The organism is Cereibacter sp. Soil_C_27 (assembly GCF_057657095.1).
The window spans coordinates 1,084,968-1,103,642 of sequence record NZ_JBDGJD010000001.1; the positions used below are offsets into that span (position 1 = coordinate 1,084,968).

The 18,675-nt window shown below is 67.2% G+C and carries 14 protein-coding genes; 7 read left to right on the forward strand and 7 right to left on the reverse strand.

Going from position 1 to position 18,675, the window contains the following annotated elements:
- Positions 1-80 precede the first annotated feature (80 nt).
- The 3 genes from pepN to AC3A5Z_RS05380 all read left to right on the forward strand — a co-directional run bounded on the left by pepN (position 81) and on the right by AC3A5Z_RS05380 (position 4,846).
- Entirely contained in the window at positions 81-2,636 is a 2,556-nt protein-coding gene (gene pepN / locus AC3A5Z_RS05370) for an aminopeptidase N (RefSeq protein ID WP_487518335.1), read from the forward strand.
- A 160-nt stretch (positions 2,637-2,796) separates the two neighbouring features.
- Positions 2,797-3,690 (forward strand): lysophospholipid acyltransferase family protein, encoded by an 894-nt coding sequence (locus AC3A5Z_RS05375; RefSeq protein ID WP_487518639.1) that lies wholly within the window; start codon positions 2,797-2,799, stop codon positions 3,688-3,690.
- Positions 3,691-3,736: 46 nt separating this feature from the next.
- Positions 3,737-4,846: a pyridoxal phosphate-dependent aminotransferase gene (locus tag AC3A5Z_RS05380; RefSeq protein WP_487518336.1), complete on the forward strand. Its 1,110-nt coding sequence runs from the start codon at positions 3,737-3,739 to the stop codon at positions 4,844-4,846.
- Between the two features lie 3 nt (positions 4,847-4,849).
- On the opposite strand, the gene AC3A5Z_RS05385 is transcribed toward AC3A5Z_RS05380, so the two are convergent.
- Positions 4,850-5,398: a DUF4177 domain-containing protein gene (locus AC3A5Z_RS05385; protein ID WP_487518337.1), complete on the reverse strand. Its 549-nt coding sequence runs from the start codon at positions 5,396-5,398 to the stop codon at positions 4,850-4,852.
- A 121-nt stretch (positions 5,399-5,519) separates the two neighbouring features.
- Positions 5,520-7,031 (reverse strand): Asp-tRNA(Asn)/Glu-tRNA(Gln) amidotransferase subunit GatB, encoded by a 1,512-nt coding sequence (gene gatB / locus AC3A5Z_RS05390; protein ID WP_487518338.1) that lies wholly within the window; start codon positions 7,029-7,031, stop codon positions 5,520-5,522.
- A gap of 170 nt (positions 7,032-7,201) precedes the next feature.
- Here gatB and AC3A5Z_RS05395 point away from each other — a divergent pair, with 170 nt between their 5' ends.
- Positions 7,202-7,804, forward strand: a complete 603-nt coding sequence (locus tag AC3A5Z_RS05395; RefSeq protein WP_487518339.1) for a transglycosylase SLT domain-containing protein — start codon at positions 7,202-7,204, stop codon at positions 7,802-7,804.
- A gap of 351 nt (positions 7,805-8,155) precedes the next feature.
- Here the strand turns inward: AC3A5Z_RS05395 and AC3A5Z_RS05400 are convergent, their stop codons facing one another.
- Both AC3A5Z_RS05400 and AC3A5Z_RS05405 read right to left on the reverse strand, forming a co-directional pair.
- Entirely contained in the window at positions 8,156-11,134 is a 2,979-nt protein-coding gene (locus AC3A5Z_RS05400) for a valine--tRNA ligase (protein WP_487518640.1), read from the reverse strand.
- 193 nt (positions 11,135-11,327) lie between these two features.
- Positions 11,328-11,759 (reverse strand): Lrp/AsnC family transcriptional regulator, encoded by a 432-nt coding sequence (locus AC3A5Z_RS05405; protein WP_487518340.1) that lies wholly within the window; start codon positions 11,757-11,759, stop codon positions 11,328-11,330.
- Between the two features lie 216 nt (positions 11,760-11,975).
- On the opposite strand from AC3A5Z_RS05405, the gene AC3A5Z_RS05410 reads away from it, so the two are divergent.
- Positions 11,976-13,121, forward strand: a complete 1,146-nt coding sequence (locus AC3A5Z_RS05410) for a type III PLP-dependent enzyme (RefSeq protein ID WP_487518341.1) — start codon at positions 11,976-11,978, stop codon at positions 13,119-13,121.
- A 153-nt stretch (positions 13,122-13,274) separates the two neighbouring features.
- The gene (locus tag AC3A5Z_RS05415; protein ID WP_487518342.1) at positions 13,275-14,372 is read left to right on the forward strand and encodes a T6SS phospholipase effector Tle1-like catalytic domain-containing protein; all 1,098 of its coding nucleotides are present in this window, start codon (positions 13,275-13,277) and stop codon (positions 14,370-14,372) included.
- Here AC3A5Z_RS05415 and AC3A5Z_RS05420 read toward each other — a convergent pair.
- A complete protein-coding gene (locus AC3A5Z_RS05420) occupies positions 14,362-14,838 on the reverse strand; it encodes a PaaI family thioesterase (protein ID WP_487518343.1) in 477 nt (158 codons plus the stop codon). The genes AC3A5Z_RS05415 and AC3A5Z_RS05420 overlap by 11 nt on opposite strands.
- A 106-nt stretch (positions 14,839-14,944) precedes the next feature.
- Here AC3A5Z_RS05420 and aguB point away from each other — a divergent pair, with 106 nt between their 5' ends.
- Entirely contained in the window at positions 14,945-15,817 is an 873-nt protein-coding gene (gene aguB, locus AC3A5Z_RS05425) for an N-carbamoylputrescine amidase (protein WP_487518344.1), read from the forward strand.
- A gap of 38 nt (positions 15,818-15,855) precedes the next feature.
- On the opposite strand, the gene gltA is transcribed toward aguB, so the two are convergent.
- Together gltA and gltX are read right to left on the reverse strand one after the other, a co-directional pair.
- Complete coding sequence (gene gltA / locus AC3A5Z_RS05430) at positions 15,856-17,142, reverse strand: citrate synthase (protein WP_487518345.1); 1,287 nt, start codon at positions 17,140-17,142, stop codon at positions 15,856-15,858.
- Between the two features lie 91 nt (positions 17,143-17,233).
- Entirely contained in the window at positions 17,234-18,637 is a 1,404-nt protein-coding gene (gene gltX / locus AC3A5Z_RS05435; RefSeq protein WP_487518346.1) for a glutamate--tRNA ligase, read from the reverse strand.
- Positions 18,638-18,675: the final 38 nt, after the last annotated feature.

Consider the following 18,675-nt stretch of genomic DNA (forward strand, 5'->3'; position numbering starts at 1 on the left):
CTAACCGATCCGGTGAAAAGGTAAAGCCCCCGCTTGCGTCCGCCCCCCCGCAGGATAACCTGCGCGGCAAGGAGCATCCCATGACCGATACCGCCATCCGCCTTGCCGACTACCTCGCCCCGAGCCACCTGATCGAGAGCGTGGCCCTCACCTTTCGTCTCGCGCCCGAGGCGACGCGGGTGCTGTCGACGATCCGCTTCACGCCGAACAGGGCGCGGCCGGGCAGTCACGACCTGCGGCTGGATGGCGAGAACCTCACCCTGATCGCCGCCGCCATCGACGGCGTGCCCGTCACCGCCGAACCGGATGCGACCGGCCTGACCCTGCCTTGGGCCGACCTGCCCGAAGGCCCCTTCACCTTCACCGCCGAGGTGGAGATCTCGCCCGCGACCAATACCGCGCTCGAGGGGCTCTACATGTCGAACGGCATGTATTGCACCCAATGCGAGGCCGAGGGCTTCCGCAAGATCACCTTCTACCCCGACCGCCCCGACGTGATGGCGCCCTTCCGCGTCCGCATCGAAAGCGACATGCCGGTGCTTCTCTCCAACGGCAACGAGACCGCCACCGGCCCCGGCTGGGCCGAATGGACCGACCCCTGGCCCAAGCCCGCCTATCTCTTCGCCCTCGTGGCCGGTGACCTCATCGCCCATTCCGCCGGCTTCACCACGATGTCGGGTCGTCCGGTCGCGCTCAACATCTGGGTCCGCCCCGGGGACGAGGGCCGCTGCGCCTATGCGATGGACAGCCTGATCCGCTCGATGCGCTGGGACGAACAGGCCTACGGCCGCGAATACGATCTCGACGTGTTCAACATCGTCGCGGTCGATGATTTCAACATGGGCGCGATGGAGAACAAGGGGCTGAACATCTTCAACTCCAAATACGTCCTCGCGCTGCCGGAAACCGCGACCGACGACGATTTCGCGCGGATCGAGGCGATCATCGCGCATGAGTATTTCCACAACTGGACCGGCAATCGCATCACCTGCCGCGACTGGTTCCAGCTCTGCCTGAAGGAAGGGCTGACCGTGTTCCGCGATCAGCAGTTCTCCGGCGACATGCGCTCCCATGCCGTGAAGCGGATCGAGGATGTGCTGACGCTGCGCGCCCGCCAGTTCCGCGAGGATGGCGGCCCCTTGGCGCATCCGGTGCGGCCCGAGGAATATGTCGAGATCAACAACTTCTACACCGCCACCGTCTACGAGAAGGGGGCCGAGGTCATCGGCATGCTCAAGCGCCTCGTCGGCGACGACGGCTATGCCAAGGCGCTCGATCTCTACTTCCAGCGCCACGACGGCGAGGCGGCGACGATCGAGGACTGGCTGAAGGTCTTCGAGGATGCGACGGGCCGCGATCTCGCCCAGTTCAAGCTCTGGTATTCCGAGGCGGGCACCCCGCGCCTCAAGGTCAGCGAGGATTGGGCCGAGGGCAAATGGACCCTGCATCTGGAGCAGGTGAACCCGCCGACCCCGGGCCAGCCCGAGAAGCAGCCCAAGGTCGTCCCCGTGGCGCTCGGCCTGCTGAACCCCAACGGCGACGAGGTGCTGCCCACAACCGTGCTCGAACTGACCGAAGCAAAGCATAGCTTCCGCTTCGACGGTCTCGCCACCCGCCCGATCCCCTCGATCCTGCGCGGCTTCTCCGCGCCGGTGATCCTGGAACGCGACACCTCACCCGAGGAGCGCGCCTTCCTGCTGGCGCATGACACCGACCCGTTCAACAAATGGGAGGCGGGCAGGGCGCTCGCCAAGGATCTGCTCGCCCGCATGGTCACCGACAACGCCACCCCCGGGCCGGACTGGCTCGACGCGCTGGCCCGGGTCGCGACCGACGACAGCCTCGACCCGGCCTTCCGTGCGCTCGCCCTGCGCCTGCCGGGCGAGGATGACATGGCCCAGACCCTGCATGCCGCAGGGCACACGCCCGACCCCACCCGCATCCACGCGGCACGGCGGCAGATGGCCGACGCGCTGGCCCGCCACCTGCAACCCCGGCTCGCGGGTCTGATCGACAGTCTCGCCGAGCCCGGCCCCTTCACCCCCGAGGCCCGTGCCGCCGGTCGCCGCGCGCTGCGTCTCGCGGCCCTCGCCCTCGTCACCCGCACCGATGGCGGCGTCCGCGCCGCCGAGGCCTTCCGCACCGCCAACAACATGACCGAGGAGGTCGGCGCGCTGGCCTGCCTGCTCGACATCGGTCGCGGCCAGTCGGAGCTCGACACGTTCGAGAGCCGCTGGGGCAAGGACCGGCTGGTGATGGACAAGTGGTTCTCGCTGCAGATCCTCTACGCCGCCCCAGAGGCCACCGCCGAGACAACGCGCCGCCTCACCGACCACGCCGCCTTCGACTGGAAGAACCCCAACCGCTTCCGCTCGGTGATCGGCGCGCTGTCGGGAAATCACGCGGGCTTCCACCATGCCTCGGGCGACAGCTACCGGATCTTGGCCGACTGGCTCATCAGGCTCGATCCCTTGAACCCGCAGACGGCGGCGCGCATGTCCACCGCCTTCGAAACCTGGGCGCGTTACGATGCCGACCGGCAGGCGCTGATCCAGTCCGAGCTCGACCGCATCCTCGGCACCCCCGGTCTCAGCCGCGATCTGGCCGAGATGGCCTCGCGGATGCGCCGGGGATGAGGGCGCGCGCGGCCCGGCCCGCAGGAACCAAACCCTTGTCAGGGCGTTCAAACTGGCGGATGACTGCCGACCGGGCGGGCAGCGCGGCCCCCGGGCTTGCCACTGTCACAAACCGGGCCTCATGTCATAGTCCACACGTCACTCCATGGTGCAGTTCATGATGCAGTCCCGAATCGACCCCCTCATCGCTGAACGCGCCCCGTGGCTGTTTTCCGGAAAACCGCATCACGAGGTCGCGCGTCAGGCGCTCACCCGGCTGCTCAGCTACCCCCGGACCGTCTCCATTGCCGAGCGGCTGGAGGACAAGACCTCGCCCGAGATCATGCGCCATGTCGGCGACATGATCGCCCGCGATGTCGAGGTCTCCGGGCTGGAGAACCTGCCACGCAACGGCCCGGCGCTGGTGGTCTGCAACCACCCGACCGGCATCGCCGACGGCATCATCCTGCACCGCGCCATCGCCCCCCTGCGGCCCGACCTGTTCTTCTACGCCAACCGCGACATCCTGCGGGTCCTGCCGCAGATGGAGGACCTGATCGCCCCGGTGGAATGGCGGCAGGAAAAGCGCAGCATGCAGAAGACGCGCGAGACGATGGATTACACCCGCCGCGCCATCGAGGCCGGGCGTCTGGGCGTCATCTTCCCCGCGGGCCGTCTGGCAAAGCGCACCGGGCTCAAGCTGATCGAGCGGCCTTGGATGGCCTCGGCGGCGATGATCGCGCGCAAGTTCGACTTGCCGGTGATTCCGGTGAACATCCGCGCCCGCAACTCGACGATGTTCTACCTCTTCGACCTGATCCACCCGACGCTGCGCGACATCACCCTGTTCCACGAGGTGCTGAACAAACACCGCCAGCCCTTCCGCCTGACCATGGGCCGCCCGATCCCGCCCGAGCGTCTGCCGGTGAAATCGGAGGAGGGGATAGAGATGCTGCGCGCCGCCACGCTGGAACTCGGCGGGGCCTATGCGCCCGCGGTCAGCCTCGTGCAGATGACCAGCCTGCGCAGCGCGTTGCGCCTGCGTTCCGCTGCCCCGGCCGAACGGGTCTCCTGACGCGAGGGGCTTGCGTGGCGGGGCGGGATCGCGTTCAACTCCCGCCATGTCCGGTCCCCGCTACACCCCGCTCGTCGCCAGTCTCCCCGCCACCGTGCCCTTCGTCGGCCCGGAAACCCAGGAGCGCGCCCGTGGCCGCCGCTTCCAGGCCCGCCTCGGCGCCAACGAAAGCCTGTTCGGCCCGTCGCCCCGCGCCATCACCGCGATGGCCGAGGCCGCCGCCGACGTCTGGATGTATGGCGATCCGGAAACCCACGACCTGCGCCGCGCGCTCGCCCGCCACCACCGCTGCACCCCGCAGCACATCGTCGTGGGCGAGGGGATCGATGGCCTCCTCGGCTATCTCGTGCGCATGCTGATCGCTCCCCGCGACGCGGTGGTGACCTCCGACGGCGCCTATCCGACCTTCAACTTCCACGTCGCGGGCTTCGGCGGGGTGCTGCACAAGGTGCCCTATCGCGGCGACCATGAAGACCCGGAGGCGCTGCTCGCCAAGGCGCGCGAGACCGGCGCCAAGCTGGTCTATCTCGCCAATCCCGACAACCCGATGGGCTCGCACCACCCCGCCGCCGCGATCACCGCGCTGATCGACTCGCTGCCCGAGGGCACGCTGCTGATCCTCGACGAGGCCTATATCGATCTTGCCCCCGAGGGCACCGCCCCCGAGATCGCCACCGACGATCCCCGGGTGATCCGCATGCGGACCTTCTCCAAGGGCTACGGCATGGCCGGTCTGCGCGTCGGCTACGCGCTTGCCGCGCCGGAGCTGGTCTCGGGCTTCGACAAGGTGCGCAACCACTTCGGCGTCGGCCGCATCGCCCAGGCGGGGGCCTTGGCCGCGCTGGAGGATCAGCCTTGGCTGAACGAGGTGCGCAACCGCGTCGCCGAGGCCCGCGCCGAGATCGCACGCATCGCCTCAGCCAGCGGCCTGACCCCGCTGCCCTCTGCCACCAATTTCGTAACGATCGATTGCGGCAAAGACGGCGCCTTCGCCCGCGCCGTGCTGCAGGCGCTGATCGCCCGGGACATCTTCGTGCGCATGCCCTTCGTCGCTCCGCATGACCGCTGCATCCGCGTCAGCTGCGGCGGCCCGGCAGAGCTCGAGGCCTTCGCCGCAGCCCTGCCGCAGGCGCTGGCCGAGGCCGCCGGGGCCTGAGCCCTATTCCGCAGCCACCCCGTTGCCCCGCGCCGGTCCCAGCGAAGGCGCGGCCCCCAGCGGCGCCGCCACCGCAGGCGCGCGCGGCGGCTCGGCATCGGCAGGGCGGGGCGACAGCGTCGCGGCCAGCGCATCCGGCTCCGGCTCTTCCGCGCGGTTGAAGAAGGCGGGCACCGGCTCGGCCGGGGCGGGGGGCGCGACGGGTGGGGCGACGTGGGCCACAGGCGCCGCGACGGGCGGCGGTACATGGGCCACAGGCGCCGCGACCGGCGCAGGCGTCTCGGCGGGACGAGGAGCGAGCGGGGCCACCTCCGCCACCGCCAGTGCGCGGCGGAACACCAGCATGTTCTGGAAGCTCGTCGCCTTGCCGGTAAATCCCACCCGCTCCTCGCAGGGCAGGGTGTCGGCGCGCAGGTATTCCCAGCCGTCGCGGCCAAGTTCATTCATCATCTGGGTCAGCGTCAGGGCGAAACGGTCCGGCAGCGTCTTGGCGCCCCGAACCTTCTCGCCCTTGCGCGGAGCCGGAACAACTTTGTATTCAAATCGCTGCATCGCCGATCCTCAGGGTGCTAAAATCCCATGCTAACCGGACTCGGCATTTCCCGCCAAGTCCCTTTGCCCGACCCTGCTGCAACTGGCGGAACCGCGCCGGGGGACGCGCCCCCGGAGCCGATCAGAGTCCCAGCTTCTGCGCCACCAGCGCGTTGACAGTGGCCGGATTGGCCTTGCCGCCCGTGGCCTTCAGCACCTGCCCGGTGAACCAGCCCGCAAGCTTGGGGTTCGCCTTGGCCTTCTCCACCTGACCCGGGTTGGCCGCGATGATCTCGTCCACCGCCGCCTCGATGGCCCCGGTGTCGGTCACCTGCTTCATGCCATGTTTGGCCGCCTGCTCCGCCGGATCGCCGCCCTCGGTCCAGAGGATCTCGAACAGCTCCTTGGCCATCTTGCCGGAAATCTCGCCCGAACCGATCAGGTCGATCATCCCGCCGAGCTGCGCGGAGGAAACCGGCGTCTCGGCGATGGTCAGACCCTGCTTGTTCAACCGGCCGAACAGCTCGTTGATCACCCAGTTCGCCGCCATCTTGCCGTCGCGGCCCTTGGCCACCGTCTCGAAGAAGGCCGCCGATTCGAGATCCGCCGTCAGCACGTTGGCGTCGTAGTCGGTCAGGCCGAAATCGCCTATGAACCGCGCCTTCTTGGCGTCGGGCAGCTCCGGCATTGAAGCCGCGATGTCATCGACCCAGGCCTGCTCGATCTCCAGCGGCAGGAGGTCGGGGCAGGGGAAGTAGCGATAGTCATGCGCCTCTTCCTTCGACCGCATCGAGCGCGTCTCGCCCTTGTCCGGATCGTAGAGCCGGGTCTCCTGCACGATCGAGCCGCCATCCTCGAGAATCGCGATCTGCCGCCGCGCCTCGTAATCGATGGCCTGCGTCATGAAGCGCATCGAGTTCATGTTCTTGATCTCGCAGCGCGTGCCCAGATGCGAGAAGTCCTGAGTCGCCTGATACTTCTCGTATTGCCCCGGCAGACAGACCGAGACGTTCACATCGGCCCGCAGGTTGCCGTTCTGCATGTTGCCGTCGCAGGTGCCCAGATACCGCAGGATCTGCCGCAGCTTGGTGACATAGGCCGCCGCCTCCTCCGGCCCGCGGATGTCGGGACGGCTGACGATTTCCATCAGCGCCACGCCGGTGCGGTTGAAATCGACGAAGGACAGCGTCGGGTCCATGTCGTGGATCGACTTGCCCGCGTCCTGCTCCAGATGGATGCGCTCGATCCGGACCAGCCGCGCCACACCCGGACCCATCTCGACCAGCACTTCGCCCTCGCCGACAATGGGATGGTAAAGCTGGGAAATCTGATAGCCCTGCGGCAGGTCGGGGTAGAAATAGTTCTTCCGATCGAAGGCCGAGCGCAGGTGGATCTCTGCCTTCAGCCCCAGCCCGGTGCGCACCGCCTGCTCGATGCAGAATTCGTTGATCACCGGCAGCATGCCCGGCATGGCGGCGTCGACGAAGGCCACGTTGCTGTTCGGCTCGGCGCCGAAGCGGGTCGAGGCGCCCGAGAACAGCTTGGCATTGGACGAGACCTGCGCATGGATCTCCATGCCGATCACCAGTTCCCAGTCGTGCTTCGCCCCGGCGATCAGCTTGGGTTTCGGGGTTTCATAGGTCAGGTCAAGCATGGCAATCGTCCCTCCGGTCGCAGCATGGTTCTAGGCAACGGAGCGCCTGAGAGCAAGTCCGCCACGGGCGGAATGGCGCCGACATCCCATCGACCGGGTTGCCAGAACGCCCATGCGGTTGGCACAAGCTGCGGGTCGCACAAGGATGCGGCGCCACGAGCGCGGAACCGATGCAGTTACGAACGATCCTTCTTGGCCTTGTGCTGGCTCTGCCGATCTCCTGCTCCGAGGCAGGTTCCCCGAAGCCGGACACGCTTCCCGTGATGCGCTGGGACTTCCGGCCGGAAGCCGAGATCTGGACGCAGAAGACCCTGCTCGCCGTGGCCGAGAACGATCCGCAACTGACAATGACCGTCCCCTCCGACATCGACACCTGGTGCCCCGGCTATCCCGAAGCCTCGGTCGAGGAGCGCCGTGCCTTCTGGTCGGGCATCCTCTCGGCGCTGGCCAAGCACGAGAGCACCTGGAACCCGCTCGCCTCGGGCGGCGGCGGCCGCTGGATCGGCCTGACCCAGATCGCTCCCGGCACCGCCCGCGCCCATGGCTGCGACGCGACCAGCACCGGCGCGTTGAAGGATGGCGGCGCCAACCTGACCTGCGCGGTGGAAATCGTGGCCAAGCAGGTGAGCCGCGACCAGATGGTTGCCGGCAACGGCCGCTTCGGCCTCGGCCGCGACTGGGCGCCGTTCCGCAACGCCAACAAGCGCGCCGACATGGCCGCCTGGACCCGCGTGCAGCCCTATTGCCAGAAGAAGGGCACGACCCGGGGCTGATCTCGGACGGCAAAATCCTTCAGAAGGATTTTGCCAAGAGTTTTCAGAAAACTCTTGGCCCCCACCGACCACGCGCGCACCGGCAAGATCCTGCGGAGGATCTTGCAAGATCTTCCGAAAAATCTTTCCCCCCGCAGGACCGCCTCCGCCCGACTCACCGGGAGATCGCGCGGCATCGGCCCCTGCTTCTTCAGCGCCATCTCGTCGGGCACCACCCCCGCCACAGCCATGATCCCAAGCTCGCGGCTTCGGCACCCGTCACCGGCAGGGGCCACCCCCGCGCCGAGAGGCAACCCCCGGCGCGGCCCTTCCTCATCTGCCGGTCCGCGCTCCGGACCAGCAAGCCCAGGCTCACCCCACTTCGGCCAGACGCACCAGCGCCGCGCGCAGCTTCACCGCTTCCGCCTCGCCCTGTTCCAGCTTCTCGCGGGTCTCCTCCACCACCTCTTCCTTGGCCGAGGCGACGAAATTGGGGTTGTTCAGCCGGCCGCGCAGCCCGCCCATGTCCTTTTCCAGCTTCTCCAGCGTCTTCGACAGCCGCGCCTTCTCCTCGGCGATGTCGATGATGCCTTCCAGCGGAATGGCGAAGCTGCCGCCCTCCACCGCCACGGTCAGCGCGCCTTTCGGCATCACCGCCGCCTCGGTCAGGCTCTCCAACCGCGCCAGCCGCTTGATCAGCGCTTCGTTGCGCGCCCAGGCGCCACGCCCAGCCTCGTCGAGTGACAGCTGCAGCATGTCGAGCTTCAGCCCCGCCGGCACATGCATCTGCGCCCGGGCCGAGCGGATCTCGTCGATCAGCCCGATCACCCAGGTCATCTCGCGATCCGCCGCCTGGTCCACCAGCTCGGCCCCGTAGGTGGGCCAGTCGGTGTGCGCCAGCATCTTCGCCCGCGTCCCCGTCGTCGCCCAGAGCTCCTCGGTGACAAACGGCATGATCGGATGCAAGAGGATCATGCACTGATCCAGCACCCAGCCCATCGTCGCCCGCGTCTCCGCCGCCTGATCGCCGTCGAACAGGGGCTTCGCGAACTCCACATACCAGTCGCAGACCTTGCCCCAGACAAAGGCGTAGAGCGCATTGGCCGCCGCGTCGAAGCGGTAGGCCGCCAGCGCCGCATCGACCTCCTCGCGCACCCGGCCGGTCTCGCCGATGATCCAGCGGTTCACCGTCGCCTGCGCCGCCGGGGCGGGGCCGGTGACATGGCCTTCCCAGACGCCGTTCATCTCGGCGAAGCGGCAGGCGTTCCACAGCTTGGTGCCGAAGTTGCGATAGCCCGCGATCCGCGCCGTCGACAGCTTCAGGTCGCGCCCCATCGCCGCCATCGCCGTCACCGTGAAACGCACCGCATCGGCGCCGTAATCGTCGATCAGCTCCAGCGGATCGAGCACGTTGCCCAAGGATTTCGACATCTTCTTGCCCTTCTCGTCCCGGACGAGCGCATGGACATAGACGGTCTTGAACGGCACCTGATCGACCACGGCGAGCTGCATCATCATCATCCGGGCCACCCAGAAGAAGATGATGTCGAAGCCGGTGATCAGCACGTTGGTCGGGAAGTAGCGCTCGAGCTCCGGCGTCGCCTCCGGCCAGCCCAGCGTGCCGATCGGCCAGAGCCCCGAGGAGAACCAGGTGTCGAGCACGTCCGGGTCGCGCCAGACCGGATAGACCAGCTGCGTCGGGTCCTGGCTGAGGTTGTACTGCGCAAGGCTCTCGGCCAGCCGGTCGATCGCCTCGGCCCGGTCGGCCACCTCGACGATGCGGGCATGGTTCAGCGGCGCGGGCAGGGCGGCGACATCGTCAAGGAACTTCGCCTCCACGCCAGCCAGATCGGCGGCGCAATGATGCACCGGCCCCGCGTGGTTGAAGGCGCCGTCCGACAGCAGGCGGAAGATCTCCACCTCGTCCAGCGCCTGATCGCCCTCGTCATCGCGGAAGCCGGTCGGCCAGATGTCGAGCCCGTACCACACCGGGATCTGATGCCCCCACCAGAGCTGGCGCGAGATGCACCAGGGCTCGATGTTCTCCAGCCAGTGGAAATACACCTTCGCATCGCGCTCCGGCAGGATCTCGGTGTCGCCCTTGCGCACCGCGTCGATGGCGGGCTGCACGATCTTGGCGGTATCGACGAACCATTGGTCGGTCAGCATCGGCTCGATCACCACCTTCGAGCGGTCGCCGAACGGCTGCATGATCTTCTTGGCTTCGACGTAGGGCACGAGGTTGCCTTCGGCATCGGCCACCATGACCGCCAGACCCTCGGCGGTGATGTCTTCGATCACCTGCGTCCGGCAGGCGAAACGGTCCAGCCCGCGATAGCGGTCGGGCACCATGTTGTCCTCGGCATCGTCGCGCCGCATCACGCCCTTGGTGTCCATCAGAGGATAGAGCGGGATGCCATGCCGCATCGCCACGCCATAGTCGTTGAAGTCATGCGCCCCGGTGATCTTCACCGCGCCCGAGCCGAAGGCCGGATCGGGATAGTCGTCGGTGATGATCGGGATCAACCGCCGCTCGCCCTTCGGCCCCACCGGGATCTCGCAGAGCTTGCCGACGATCGGCGCATACCGCTCGTCCGACGGATGCACCGCCACCGCGCCATCGCCCAGCATGGTCTCGGGCCGGGTGGTGGCGATTGAGATGTAGTCGCGCTCTTCCGACAGGGTGATGTTCCCCTCGGCGTCCTTCTCGACATAGGTGTAGGTCTCGCCGCCGGCCAGCGGATACTTGAAGTGCCACATGTGGCCCGTGACCTCGATGTTCTCCACCTCGAGATCCGAGATCGCCGTCTCGAAATGCGGGTCCCAGTTCACCAGCCGCTTGCCGCGGTAGATCAGCCCCTTGTCGTAGAGATCGACGAAGACCTTGATGACCGCCTGCTGGAAGTTGGCATCCATCGTGAAGGCGTTGCGCGACCAGTCGCAGGAGGCGCCGAGCCGCTTCAGCTGATTGATGATCGTGCCGCCGGATTGCTCCTTCCACTCCCAGACCTTCTCGAGGAAGGCCTCGCGCCCCATCTCGCGGCGCGAGGGCAGCTGGCTCTTCGCCAGCTCGCGCTCGACCACCATCTGCGTGGCGATCCCGGCATGGTCCTGCCCCGGCTGCCAGAGCGTGTCGAAGCCGCGCATCCGGTGCCAGCGGGTGAGGATGTCCTGCAGGGTGTTGTTGAAGGCATGGCCCATGTGCAGCGAGCCCGTCACGTTCGGCGGCGGGATCATGATGCAGAAGGTCTCGGGCCGCGAGGCATTGGCCCCGGCCTTGAACGCGCCGGCCTCTTCCCAGGCGGCATAGAGCCGGGCCTCGGCCTCGGCGGCGTTGAACGTCTTTTCCATCATGGCATGGCCCCGTTTTTGCTTGGGCTTGGTCTAGCGAAGCCCGGGGGCAAGGCCAAGCCTTCTATTGCCGAAGCTCCGCGTCGGATGCGCATGACCCGTGCATCGGATGTGCATGCGCGGTGCATCGGGCGGAAGGAGGGGGGCGGCGGGGAATGGTGGAGTAAAACCCCACCACCTCCGCCCACATCAATCACACCGCCCGGTCGATCCGCGTGCTCAGATGAATGAGGCTCTCCGACGATTTCACCCCGGTCATCGCCCCCACCTGATCCAGCACCTGGTCCAGCACCTGCGTGCTCGGCGCCGCGATCTGCAGCAGCAGGTCGAACCGCCCCGAGGTGGTCGAGACCCGCTCCACCTCGGCGATGGCCTTCAGCCGGGTGAGGATGTTGGCCTGCGCCCGCGGCTCGATCGTCAGCAGCACCGAGGCCCGGAGCCGCCCCTGCCGCGCCGATTCCCCAAGCTTGAGCGTATAGCCCGCGATGACGCCGGAGGTCTCCAGCCGCTCCAGCCGCGCCTGAATGGTGGAGCGGGCAACCTTCAACCGGCGGGCGAGAGTCGCCACCGAGGTGCGCGCGTCGGCGCCCAGCAGGCCGAGAATGCTTCTATCGAGGTCGTCCATACATTGTGCCCGGTTTTTTCGTCATTATAACGAATATATCTCGCAAATCTACACTTTTGATCGGTGAAGTTGTGCGCCATTTCAAGCATCCTTGTTTTCAGGAAAAGGGCGGCTCATACGCACCTGGCCTGGTTTTTGATAACCGCGCAGGTGCCTCCCACTCCCTTGTATCACGGGCAGAGGGCTTGCGTCTTGTTGGCAGAAGGGAATGCGCCGATGGGACTCTCGAAAACAATCTGGACCAATCCGGCAGAATACCTGCGGTCCGTGGCCCCGGAAACTCCGGTGCTGTTCATTTCGCCCGCAGTGCTGCAGGCAACCGCCCGTCGCTTCATCGACGGCTTTCCGGGCATGGTCACCTATGCGGTGAAGTCGAACCCCGAAGAGGTGGTGATCGAGAACCTCGCCGCCGCCGGGATCCGTGGGTATGACGTGGCCTCGCCCTACGAGATCCGCATGATCCGCCGCCTCGCCCCCGATGCGGCGCTGCATTACAACAACCCCGTCCGCTCCCGCGCCGAAATCGCGGTGGGCGTCGAGATGGGCGTGAAAAGCTGGTCGGTCGATTCGAAGACCGAGCTGGCCAAGCTGATCGAGCTCGTGCCCTCCGACGGCTGCGAGATCTCGGTGCGCTTCAAGCTGCCGGTCTCGGGTGCCGCCTACAACTTCGGCGCCAAGTTTGGCGCGACGGTCGAGCTGGCCGAAGACCTGCTGAAGACCGTGGCCGAGGCGGGCTTCATCCCCTCGCTCACCTTCCACCCGGGCACGCAATGCACCGATCCGGCGGCCTGGGAGACCTACATCCGCACCGCCGCCGAGATCGCGCAGATCGCCGGCGTCACCATCGCCCGGCTCAACGTCGGCGGCGGCTTCCCGTCGCACCGGCTGAACGGGGTGGAGCCGGAGCTGGAGGCGATCTTCGACCTGATCGACCGCGTGGCGACCGAGGCCTTCGGCGACAACCGTCCGCTCCTGATCTGCGAGCCGGGCCGCGGCATCTGCGCCGACGCCTTCACGCTCGCGGCGCGGGTCAAGGCGGTGCGCGACGACAGCCATGTCTTCCTCAACGACGGCGTCTATGGCGCGCTGACCGAGCTGCCGCTGATCGGGGTGATCGACCGTGTGGTGGTGCTGACCCCCGAGGGCAAGCGCCGCGACGGCGAGACGCGCGACCGCATCCTGTTCGGCCCGACCTGCGACTCGGTCGACCGTCTGCCGGGCGAGCTGCCGCTGGTCGCCGACATCCAGGAAGGTGACTTCGTGGTGTTTCAGGGCATGGGCGCCTATTCCACCGTGACCAACACCCGCTTCAACGGCTTCGGAGAGTTGAGCATGGCCACCGTCCTGTCGCTTAAGTTGTAATTCAGCTTTTCCGTCAAGAATTTGAACCCCCGGCTGGAACCGCCCAGCCGGGGGTTTACTTTTGTCCCTGTAACAGTGGACGCATGCGATGTTTCGACCCGATCAGCCGATGCCCTGCCGCCGCAGACCCAGCTGCCCCGAGGCTGAGACACCATGTCGCTGATCAAGCGCCTGCGCCACTGGTTCCGCCCGCATCCGGTCGTCGCCACGCAGGCCGCGACCCCTCCGGCGCATGGTGCGCGCCGGGGTGCCGTGCATCACGTCATCATCCTCGACGGCACCATGTCGACGCTCGACCCGGGTTTCGAGACCAATGCCGGGCTCACCTTCCGCCTCTTGCGCGAGGGGCGGCGGCGGGCGCATCGCACCGTCTATTACGAGCCGGGCGTGCAATGGGGCGGCTGGCTGCGCATTGGCGACGTGGCGCTGGGGCGGGGCATCAACCGGCAGATCCGCCGCGCCTATGGCTATCTCGCCTCGCATTACCAGCCGGGCGACCGGATCTATCTCTTCGGCTATTCGCGCGGCGCCTATGCCGTGCGTTCGCTGGCCGGGGTGATCGACCGCGTCGGCCTCCTGACCCGCGAGCAGGCGACCGAGCGCAACGTGCAACTCGCCTACCGCCACTACCAGAGCGGGCCGGACCGCGCCGCCGCCCGCGCTTTCGCCCGCGCGCATTGCCATCCCGAGGCAACGATCGAGATGGTCGGGGTCTGGGACACGGTGAAGGCCCTCGGCCTCTGCCTGCCGTTGTTCTGGAAGCTGACCGTGGATCAGCACGCCTTCCACAGCCACCGGCTCGGCCGCTCGGTGCGGCACGGCTTTCACGCGCTGGCCTTGGACGAGACGCGCGACGTGTTCGAGCCGGTGCTCTGGGATTGCCCGCATCACGGCCAAATCGTGCAGCAGGCGTGGTTCCGCGGCAGCCATGGCGATGTCGGCGGCCAGATCGGCGGGCGGCTCGACGCGCGCCCTCTGGCCAATATCCCGCTGGTCTGGATGCTGGAGCGTGCCGAGGGTTGCGGGCTGGAGCTGCCCGAGGGCTGGCGCAACCGCTTTCCCTGCGATCCCGAGGCGCCGATGGCGGGCACCTTCACCGGCTGGGGCAAGATCTTCCTGCTGCGCCACCGCCGTCAGGTCGGGCGCGACCCGACCGAATACCTGCACCCCAGCGCCCGCCGCCCGGTCCCGCGCCGTCGCCGTTGGCTCTGGCAGCCCTCCGGGCAGGGCACCGCCGATCCTAGCCCATGATAAGACAGGTGGTGGAGCCGGTGGCATAGAGCTTGCCATCCTCCGCCCCGCGGATACGCCCCAGCGAGACGGCGGTGCTGCGCCCGGAATGTTCGATCTCGCCCTCGGCGACGATCTCCATCCCCACCGGCAGGGCGCGGGTGATGTTAACCTTGAACTCCAGCGTCGTGTACCAGCGCCCCTTCGGCACAGTGGTCATCACCGCACAGCCCATGACCGAATCCAGCACCGTGCCATACCAGCCGCCATGCACCCCGCCGAAGGGGTTGGTGTGCGCAAACTCCGGCGTACCGCGGAACCGCGCGCTGCCGGGGCCGACCGCGTCAAGCCGGTAGTTCAAGAGCCCGGCAATGGTCGGCTGCGGCAGCCGCCCCTCCATCATGCCCTGCATGAACTCCAGCCCCGACATCGACAGGAGCGTCTCGCGGTCGGGCAGGTCGGCGGGGCTGGCGGCGAAAAGGGGCATGGGAGACTCCGGCTTTTTGCCTTTGTCGCAAGCCCGCCCGCCGCTGTCGAGGGGGCTTCCCCCGCGCCGCCGTGGCAGGCAGAGTGCGGGGAAACCGGAGAGCCCCATGCGCCAGATCACCGTCGCCGCCACACAATTCGCCTGTTCCTGGGATCTGCCCGCCAATGCCGACCGCGCCGAGGCGCTGGTGCGGCAGGCGGCGGGGCAGGGGGCGCAGGTGGTGCTGATCCAGGAACTCTTCGCCACGCCCTATTTCTGCATCACCCAGCGCCCCGAATATCTGGCTCTCGCCGCCCCGCTGCAGGGCCACCCGCTGATCGCGCGCTTCTCCGCGCTGGCGCACGAGCTTGGCGTGGTGCTGCCGCTCTCGGTCTTCGAGAAGGCCGGGCAGGCGCATTTCAATGCGCTCGCCATGATCGACGCCGATGGCACCGTGCTCGGCAGCTACCGCAAGAGCCACATCCCGCAGGGGCCGGGCTATGAGGAGAAATACTACTTCTCCCCCGGCGACACAGGCTTTCGCACCTGGGACACGGCGTTCGGCCGGATCGGCGTCGGCATCTGCTGGGATCAGTGGTTTCCGGAATGTGCCCGCGCCATGGCGCTGCAGGGGGCGGAGCTGCTGCTCTACCCGACCGCCATAGGGTCGGAGCCGCCCGCGCCCGGCTACGACAGCCAGCCGCATTGGGAGATGGTGATGCGCGGCCATGCGGCGGCGAACATCTTGCCGGTGGTGGCCTCCAACCGCATCGGCACCGAGGCGGCGCCCGAGGGCACGGAAGTGACCTTCTACGGCTCGTCCTTCATCGCCGACCAGAGCGGGCAGCTTCTGGCCAAGGCAGGGCGGGAGGCGGAGGAGGTGCTGGTGGCGACGCTGGATCTGGAGGCCATCGCCGCGCTGCGCGCGAGCTGGGGCCTGTTCCGCGACCGCAGGCCGGAGCTTTACGGCGCCCTGACCACACTGGACGGTCGGGGCTAGGAGAAAGGGCGGCTCCCGCAGGAGCCGCCCTCTCCGTTTCAGCGGTGACGCACGTCGATGTAGTCGCGCCGCACTTCGCCGGTGTAGAGCTGGCGCGGGCGGCCGATCTTCTGGGTGGGATCGCCGATCATTTCCTTCCACTGCGAGATCCAGCCGACGGTGCGCGACAGCGCGAAGATCGGCGTGAACATCGAGGTCGGGAAGCCCATCGCGTCGAGGATGATGCCCGAGTAGAAGTCGACGTTCGGATAGAGCTTCTTCGAGACGAAATACTCGTCCTCCAGCGCGATGCGCTCCAGCTCCTTGGCGACCTGCAGCGTCGGGTTGTTCTCGATCCCGAGCAGGCCCAGCACCTCGTCGGCGCTCTCCTTCATCACCTTGGCGCGCGGGTCGAAGTTCTTGTAGACCCGGTGGCCGAAGCCCATCAGGCGGAACGGATCGTCCTTGTCCTTGGCCTTGGCGATGTATTCCGGGATGCGGTCCACGGTGCCGATCTCGCGCAGCATCTCGAGACAGGCCTGGTTCGCCCCGCCATGCGCCGGGCCCCAGAGACAGGCGATGCCGGCGGCGATGCAGGCAAACGGGTTGGCACCCGACGAGCCCGCCAGACGCACGGTGGAGGTCGAGGCGTTCTGCTCGTGATCGGCATGCAGCATCATGATCCGGTCGAGCGCCTTGGCCAGCACCGGGTTCACCACATAGGGCTCGGCCGGAACGGCAAAGCACATGTGCAGGAAGTTGCCCGCGTAATCGAGATGGTTCTGCGGATAGTTGAACGGCTGGCCGACCGAATACTTGTAGGCCATCGCTGCGATGGTCGGCAGCTTGGCGATCATGCGGATCGCGGCCACTTCGCGCTGCCACGGGTCGTTGATGTCGAGGCTGTCATGGTAGAAGGCCGACATCGCGCCGACCACGCCCACCATGGTCGCCATCGGGTGGCTGTCGCGGCGGAAGCCACGGAAGAAGTAGTGCATCTGCTCGTGCACCATGGTGTGGTGCGAGACGCGGTATTCGAAATCCGCCAGTTGCGCGGCGTTCGGCAGCTCTCCGTAGAGCAGCAGGTAGCAGACCTCGAGATGGTGCGAATGCTCGGCCAGCTGCTCGATCGGGTAGCCGCGGTGCAGAAGCTCGCCCGCGTCGCCATCGATATAGGTGATGTTGCTCTCGCAGGCGGCGGTGGAGGTGAAGCCCGGGTCGTAGGTGAAGACGTCGCCCTGCGCGTAGAGCTTGCGGATGTCGATCACATCCGGCCCGAGCGTCGGGTGCAGCACCGGCAGGTCGATCACCTGGCCGTCGAGTGTCACGGTAGCGGTCTTGGTCATGGTCGTCCCCTCTTAAGGTCGGGGCGGTCCGCGCGGGCGCAGATCGCGTCAGTCTCATGTGCCCCGAAGGGCCGGGGGCGGGAGGGGCCGGTCAGGCCGCAGCATCCTCCAGCCGTGCAATCGTCTCGTCCTGTCCGAGAACCAGCATCATGTCATACACGCTTGGCGTCACCGTGCGCCCCGCGAGCGCCGCGCGCAAGGGGGCGGCCAGCTTGCCGAAACCCAGACCATGCGCGGCAGCGGTCTCTGTCAGGATCGTCTCCAGATCTTCCTTTGACCACGTAGCATTGCGCAGGCGCGGCGTCAATTCTGCCAGTATACTACGGGATACCGTGTCGAGCGCCTTGCCCGCCGCCGCATCGGCCACGACCGGGCGGGAGACCAGCGCAAATTCCGCCTTTTCAATCAGTTCAGGGAAGGTCTTCGCGCGGTCCTTAAGGCTGTAGAGTCCGCGCCCCAGCCGGTCCTGCTGCAGCCCGGTCAGCGCAGGTTTCCCGGCAGCTTCGAGATATGCCAGAATTTCATGCAGCAGCGCAGCATCCTCCATGGCGGCGATATGCTGCCCGCAGAGGTTCTCGAGCTTCTTGAAATCGAGTCGTGCCGGCGCCCGTCCGATTCCGGGCAGGTCGAACCAGTCCTTCGCCTGCTCGGTGGTGAAGAACTCCGCATCGCCATGCGCCCAGCCCAGCCGCGTCAGGTAGTTGCGCATCCCGGCGGCGGGGTAGCCCATCACCTGATATTCCTCGATCCCCACCGCGCCATGACGCTTGGACAGCTTCTTGCCGTCCGGCCCGTGGATCAGCGGAATATGCGCCCAGACCGGGATGTCCCATCCCATCGCCTGATAGACCATCGTCTGCCGCGCCGCGTTGTTCAGGTGATCGTCCCCCCGGATGACATGGGTCACGCCCATGTCGTGATCGTCGACCACCACGGCCAGCATGTAGGTTGGGGTACCATCCGAGCGTAAACAAACCATGTCGTCCAGCTGGTCGTTGCCGAAGCGCACGGTGCCCTGCACCGCATCCTCGATCACCGTCTCGCCCTCGCGTGGGGCGCGCATCCGGATCACATAGGGCGCATCGGGATGGGTCGAAGGATCGGCGTCGCGCCAGGGGCTCTGGAACAGGGTGGAGCGGCCCTCGGCCCGCGCCGCCTCACGGAAAGCCTCGATTTCCTCCTGCGTCGAGAAGCACTTGTAGGCCGCACCCTTGGCCAGCATCTCGCGCGCCACCTCGGCATGGCGGTCCTTCATCTCGAACTGGCTGACCACATCGCCATCCCAGTCGAGCCCGAGCCAGGTCAGTCCCTTGAGGATCGCCGCCGTCGCCTCCGGGGTGGAGCGTTCGCGGTCGGTGTCCTCGATGCGCAAGAGGAACTTGCCGCCGCGGCCCCGGGCGTAGAGCCAGTTGAACAGCGCCGTGCGCCCGCCGCCGATGTGCAGATAACCCGTCGGAGAGGGGGCGAAACGGGTGACGACGGGCTTCAGGGACATGTCTTAACCTTTCGGAAACCACGGGGCGGATAGGGTCG

Coding starts and splice junctions, on each gene's coding strand:
- pepN (WP_487518335.1), top strand. CDS start 81: ATGACCGATACCGCCATCCGCCTTGCCGACTACCTCGCCCCGAGCCAC.
- AC3A5Z_RS05375 (WP_487518639.1), top strand. CDS start 2,797: ATGCAGTCCCGAATCGACCCCCTCATCGCTGAACGCGCCCCGTGGCTG.
- AC3A5Z_RS05380 (WP_487518336.1), top strand. CDS start 3,737: ATGTCCGGTCCCCGCTACACCCCGCTCGTCGCCAGTCTCCCCGCCACC.
- AC3A5Z_RS05385 (WP_487518337.1), bottom strand. CDS start 5,398: ATGCAGCGATTTGAATACAAAGTTGTTCCGGCTCCGCGCAAGGGCGAG.
- gatB (WP_487518338.1), bottom strand. CDS start 7,031: ATGCTTGACCTGACCTATGAAACCCCGAAACCCAAGCTGATCGCCGGG.
- AC3A5Z_RS05395 (WP_487518339.1), top strand. CDS start 7,202: ATGCAGTTACGAACGATCCTTCTTGGCCTTGTGCTGGCTCTGCCGATC.
- AC3A5Z_RS05400 (WP_487518640.1), bottom strand. CDS start 11,134: ATGGAAAAGACGTTCAACGCCGCCGAGGCCGAGGCCCGGCTCTATGCC.
- AC3A5Z_RS05405 (WP_487518340.1), bottom strand. CDS start 11,759: ATGGACGACCTCGATAGAAGCATTCTCGGCCTGCTGGGCGCCGACGCG.
- AC3A5Z_RS05410 (WP_487518341.1), top strand. CDS start 11,976: ATGGGACTCTCGAAAACAATCTGGACCAATCCGGCAGAATACCTGCGG.
- AC3A5Z_RS05415 (WP_487518342.1), top strand. CDS start 13,275: ATGTCGCTGATCAAGCGCCTGCGCCACTGGTTCCGCCCGCATCCGGTC.
- AC3A5Z_RS05420 (WP_487518343.1), bottom strand. CDS start 14,838: ATGCCCCTTTTCGCCGCCAGCCCCGCCGACCTGCCCGACCGCGAGACG.
- aguB (WP_487518344.1), top strand. CDS start 14,945: ATGCGCCAGATCACCGTCGCCGCCACACAATTCGCCTGTTCCTGGGAT.
- gltA (WP_487518345.1), bottom strand. CDS start 17,142: ATGACCAAGACCGCTACCGTGACACTCGACGGCCAGGTGATCGACCTG.
- gltX (WP_487518346.1), bottom strand. CDS start 18,637: ATGTCCCTGAAGCCCGTCGTCACCCGTTTCGCCCCCTCTCCGACGGGT.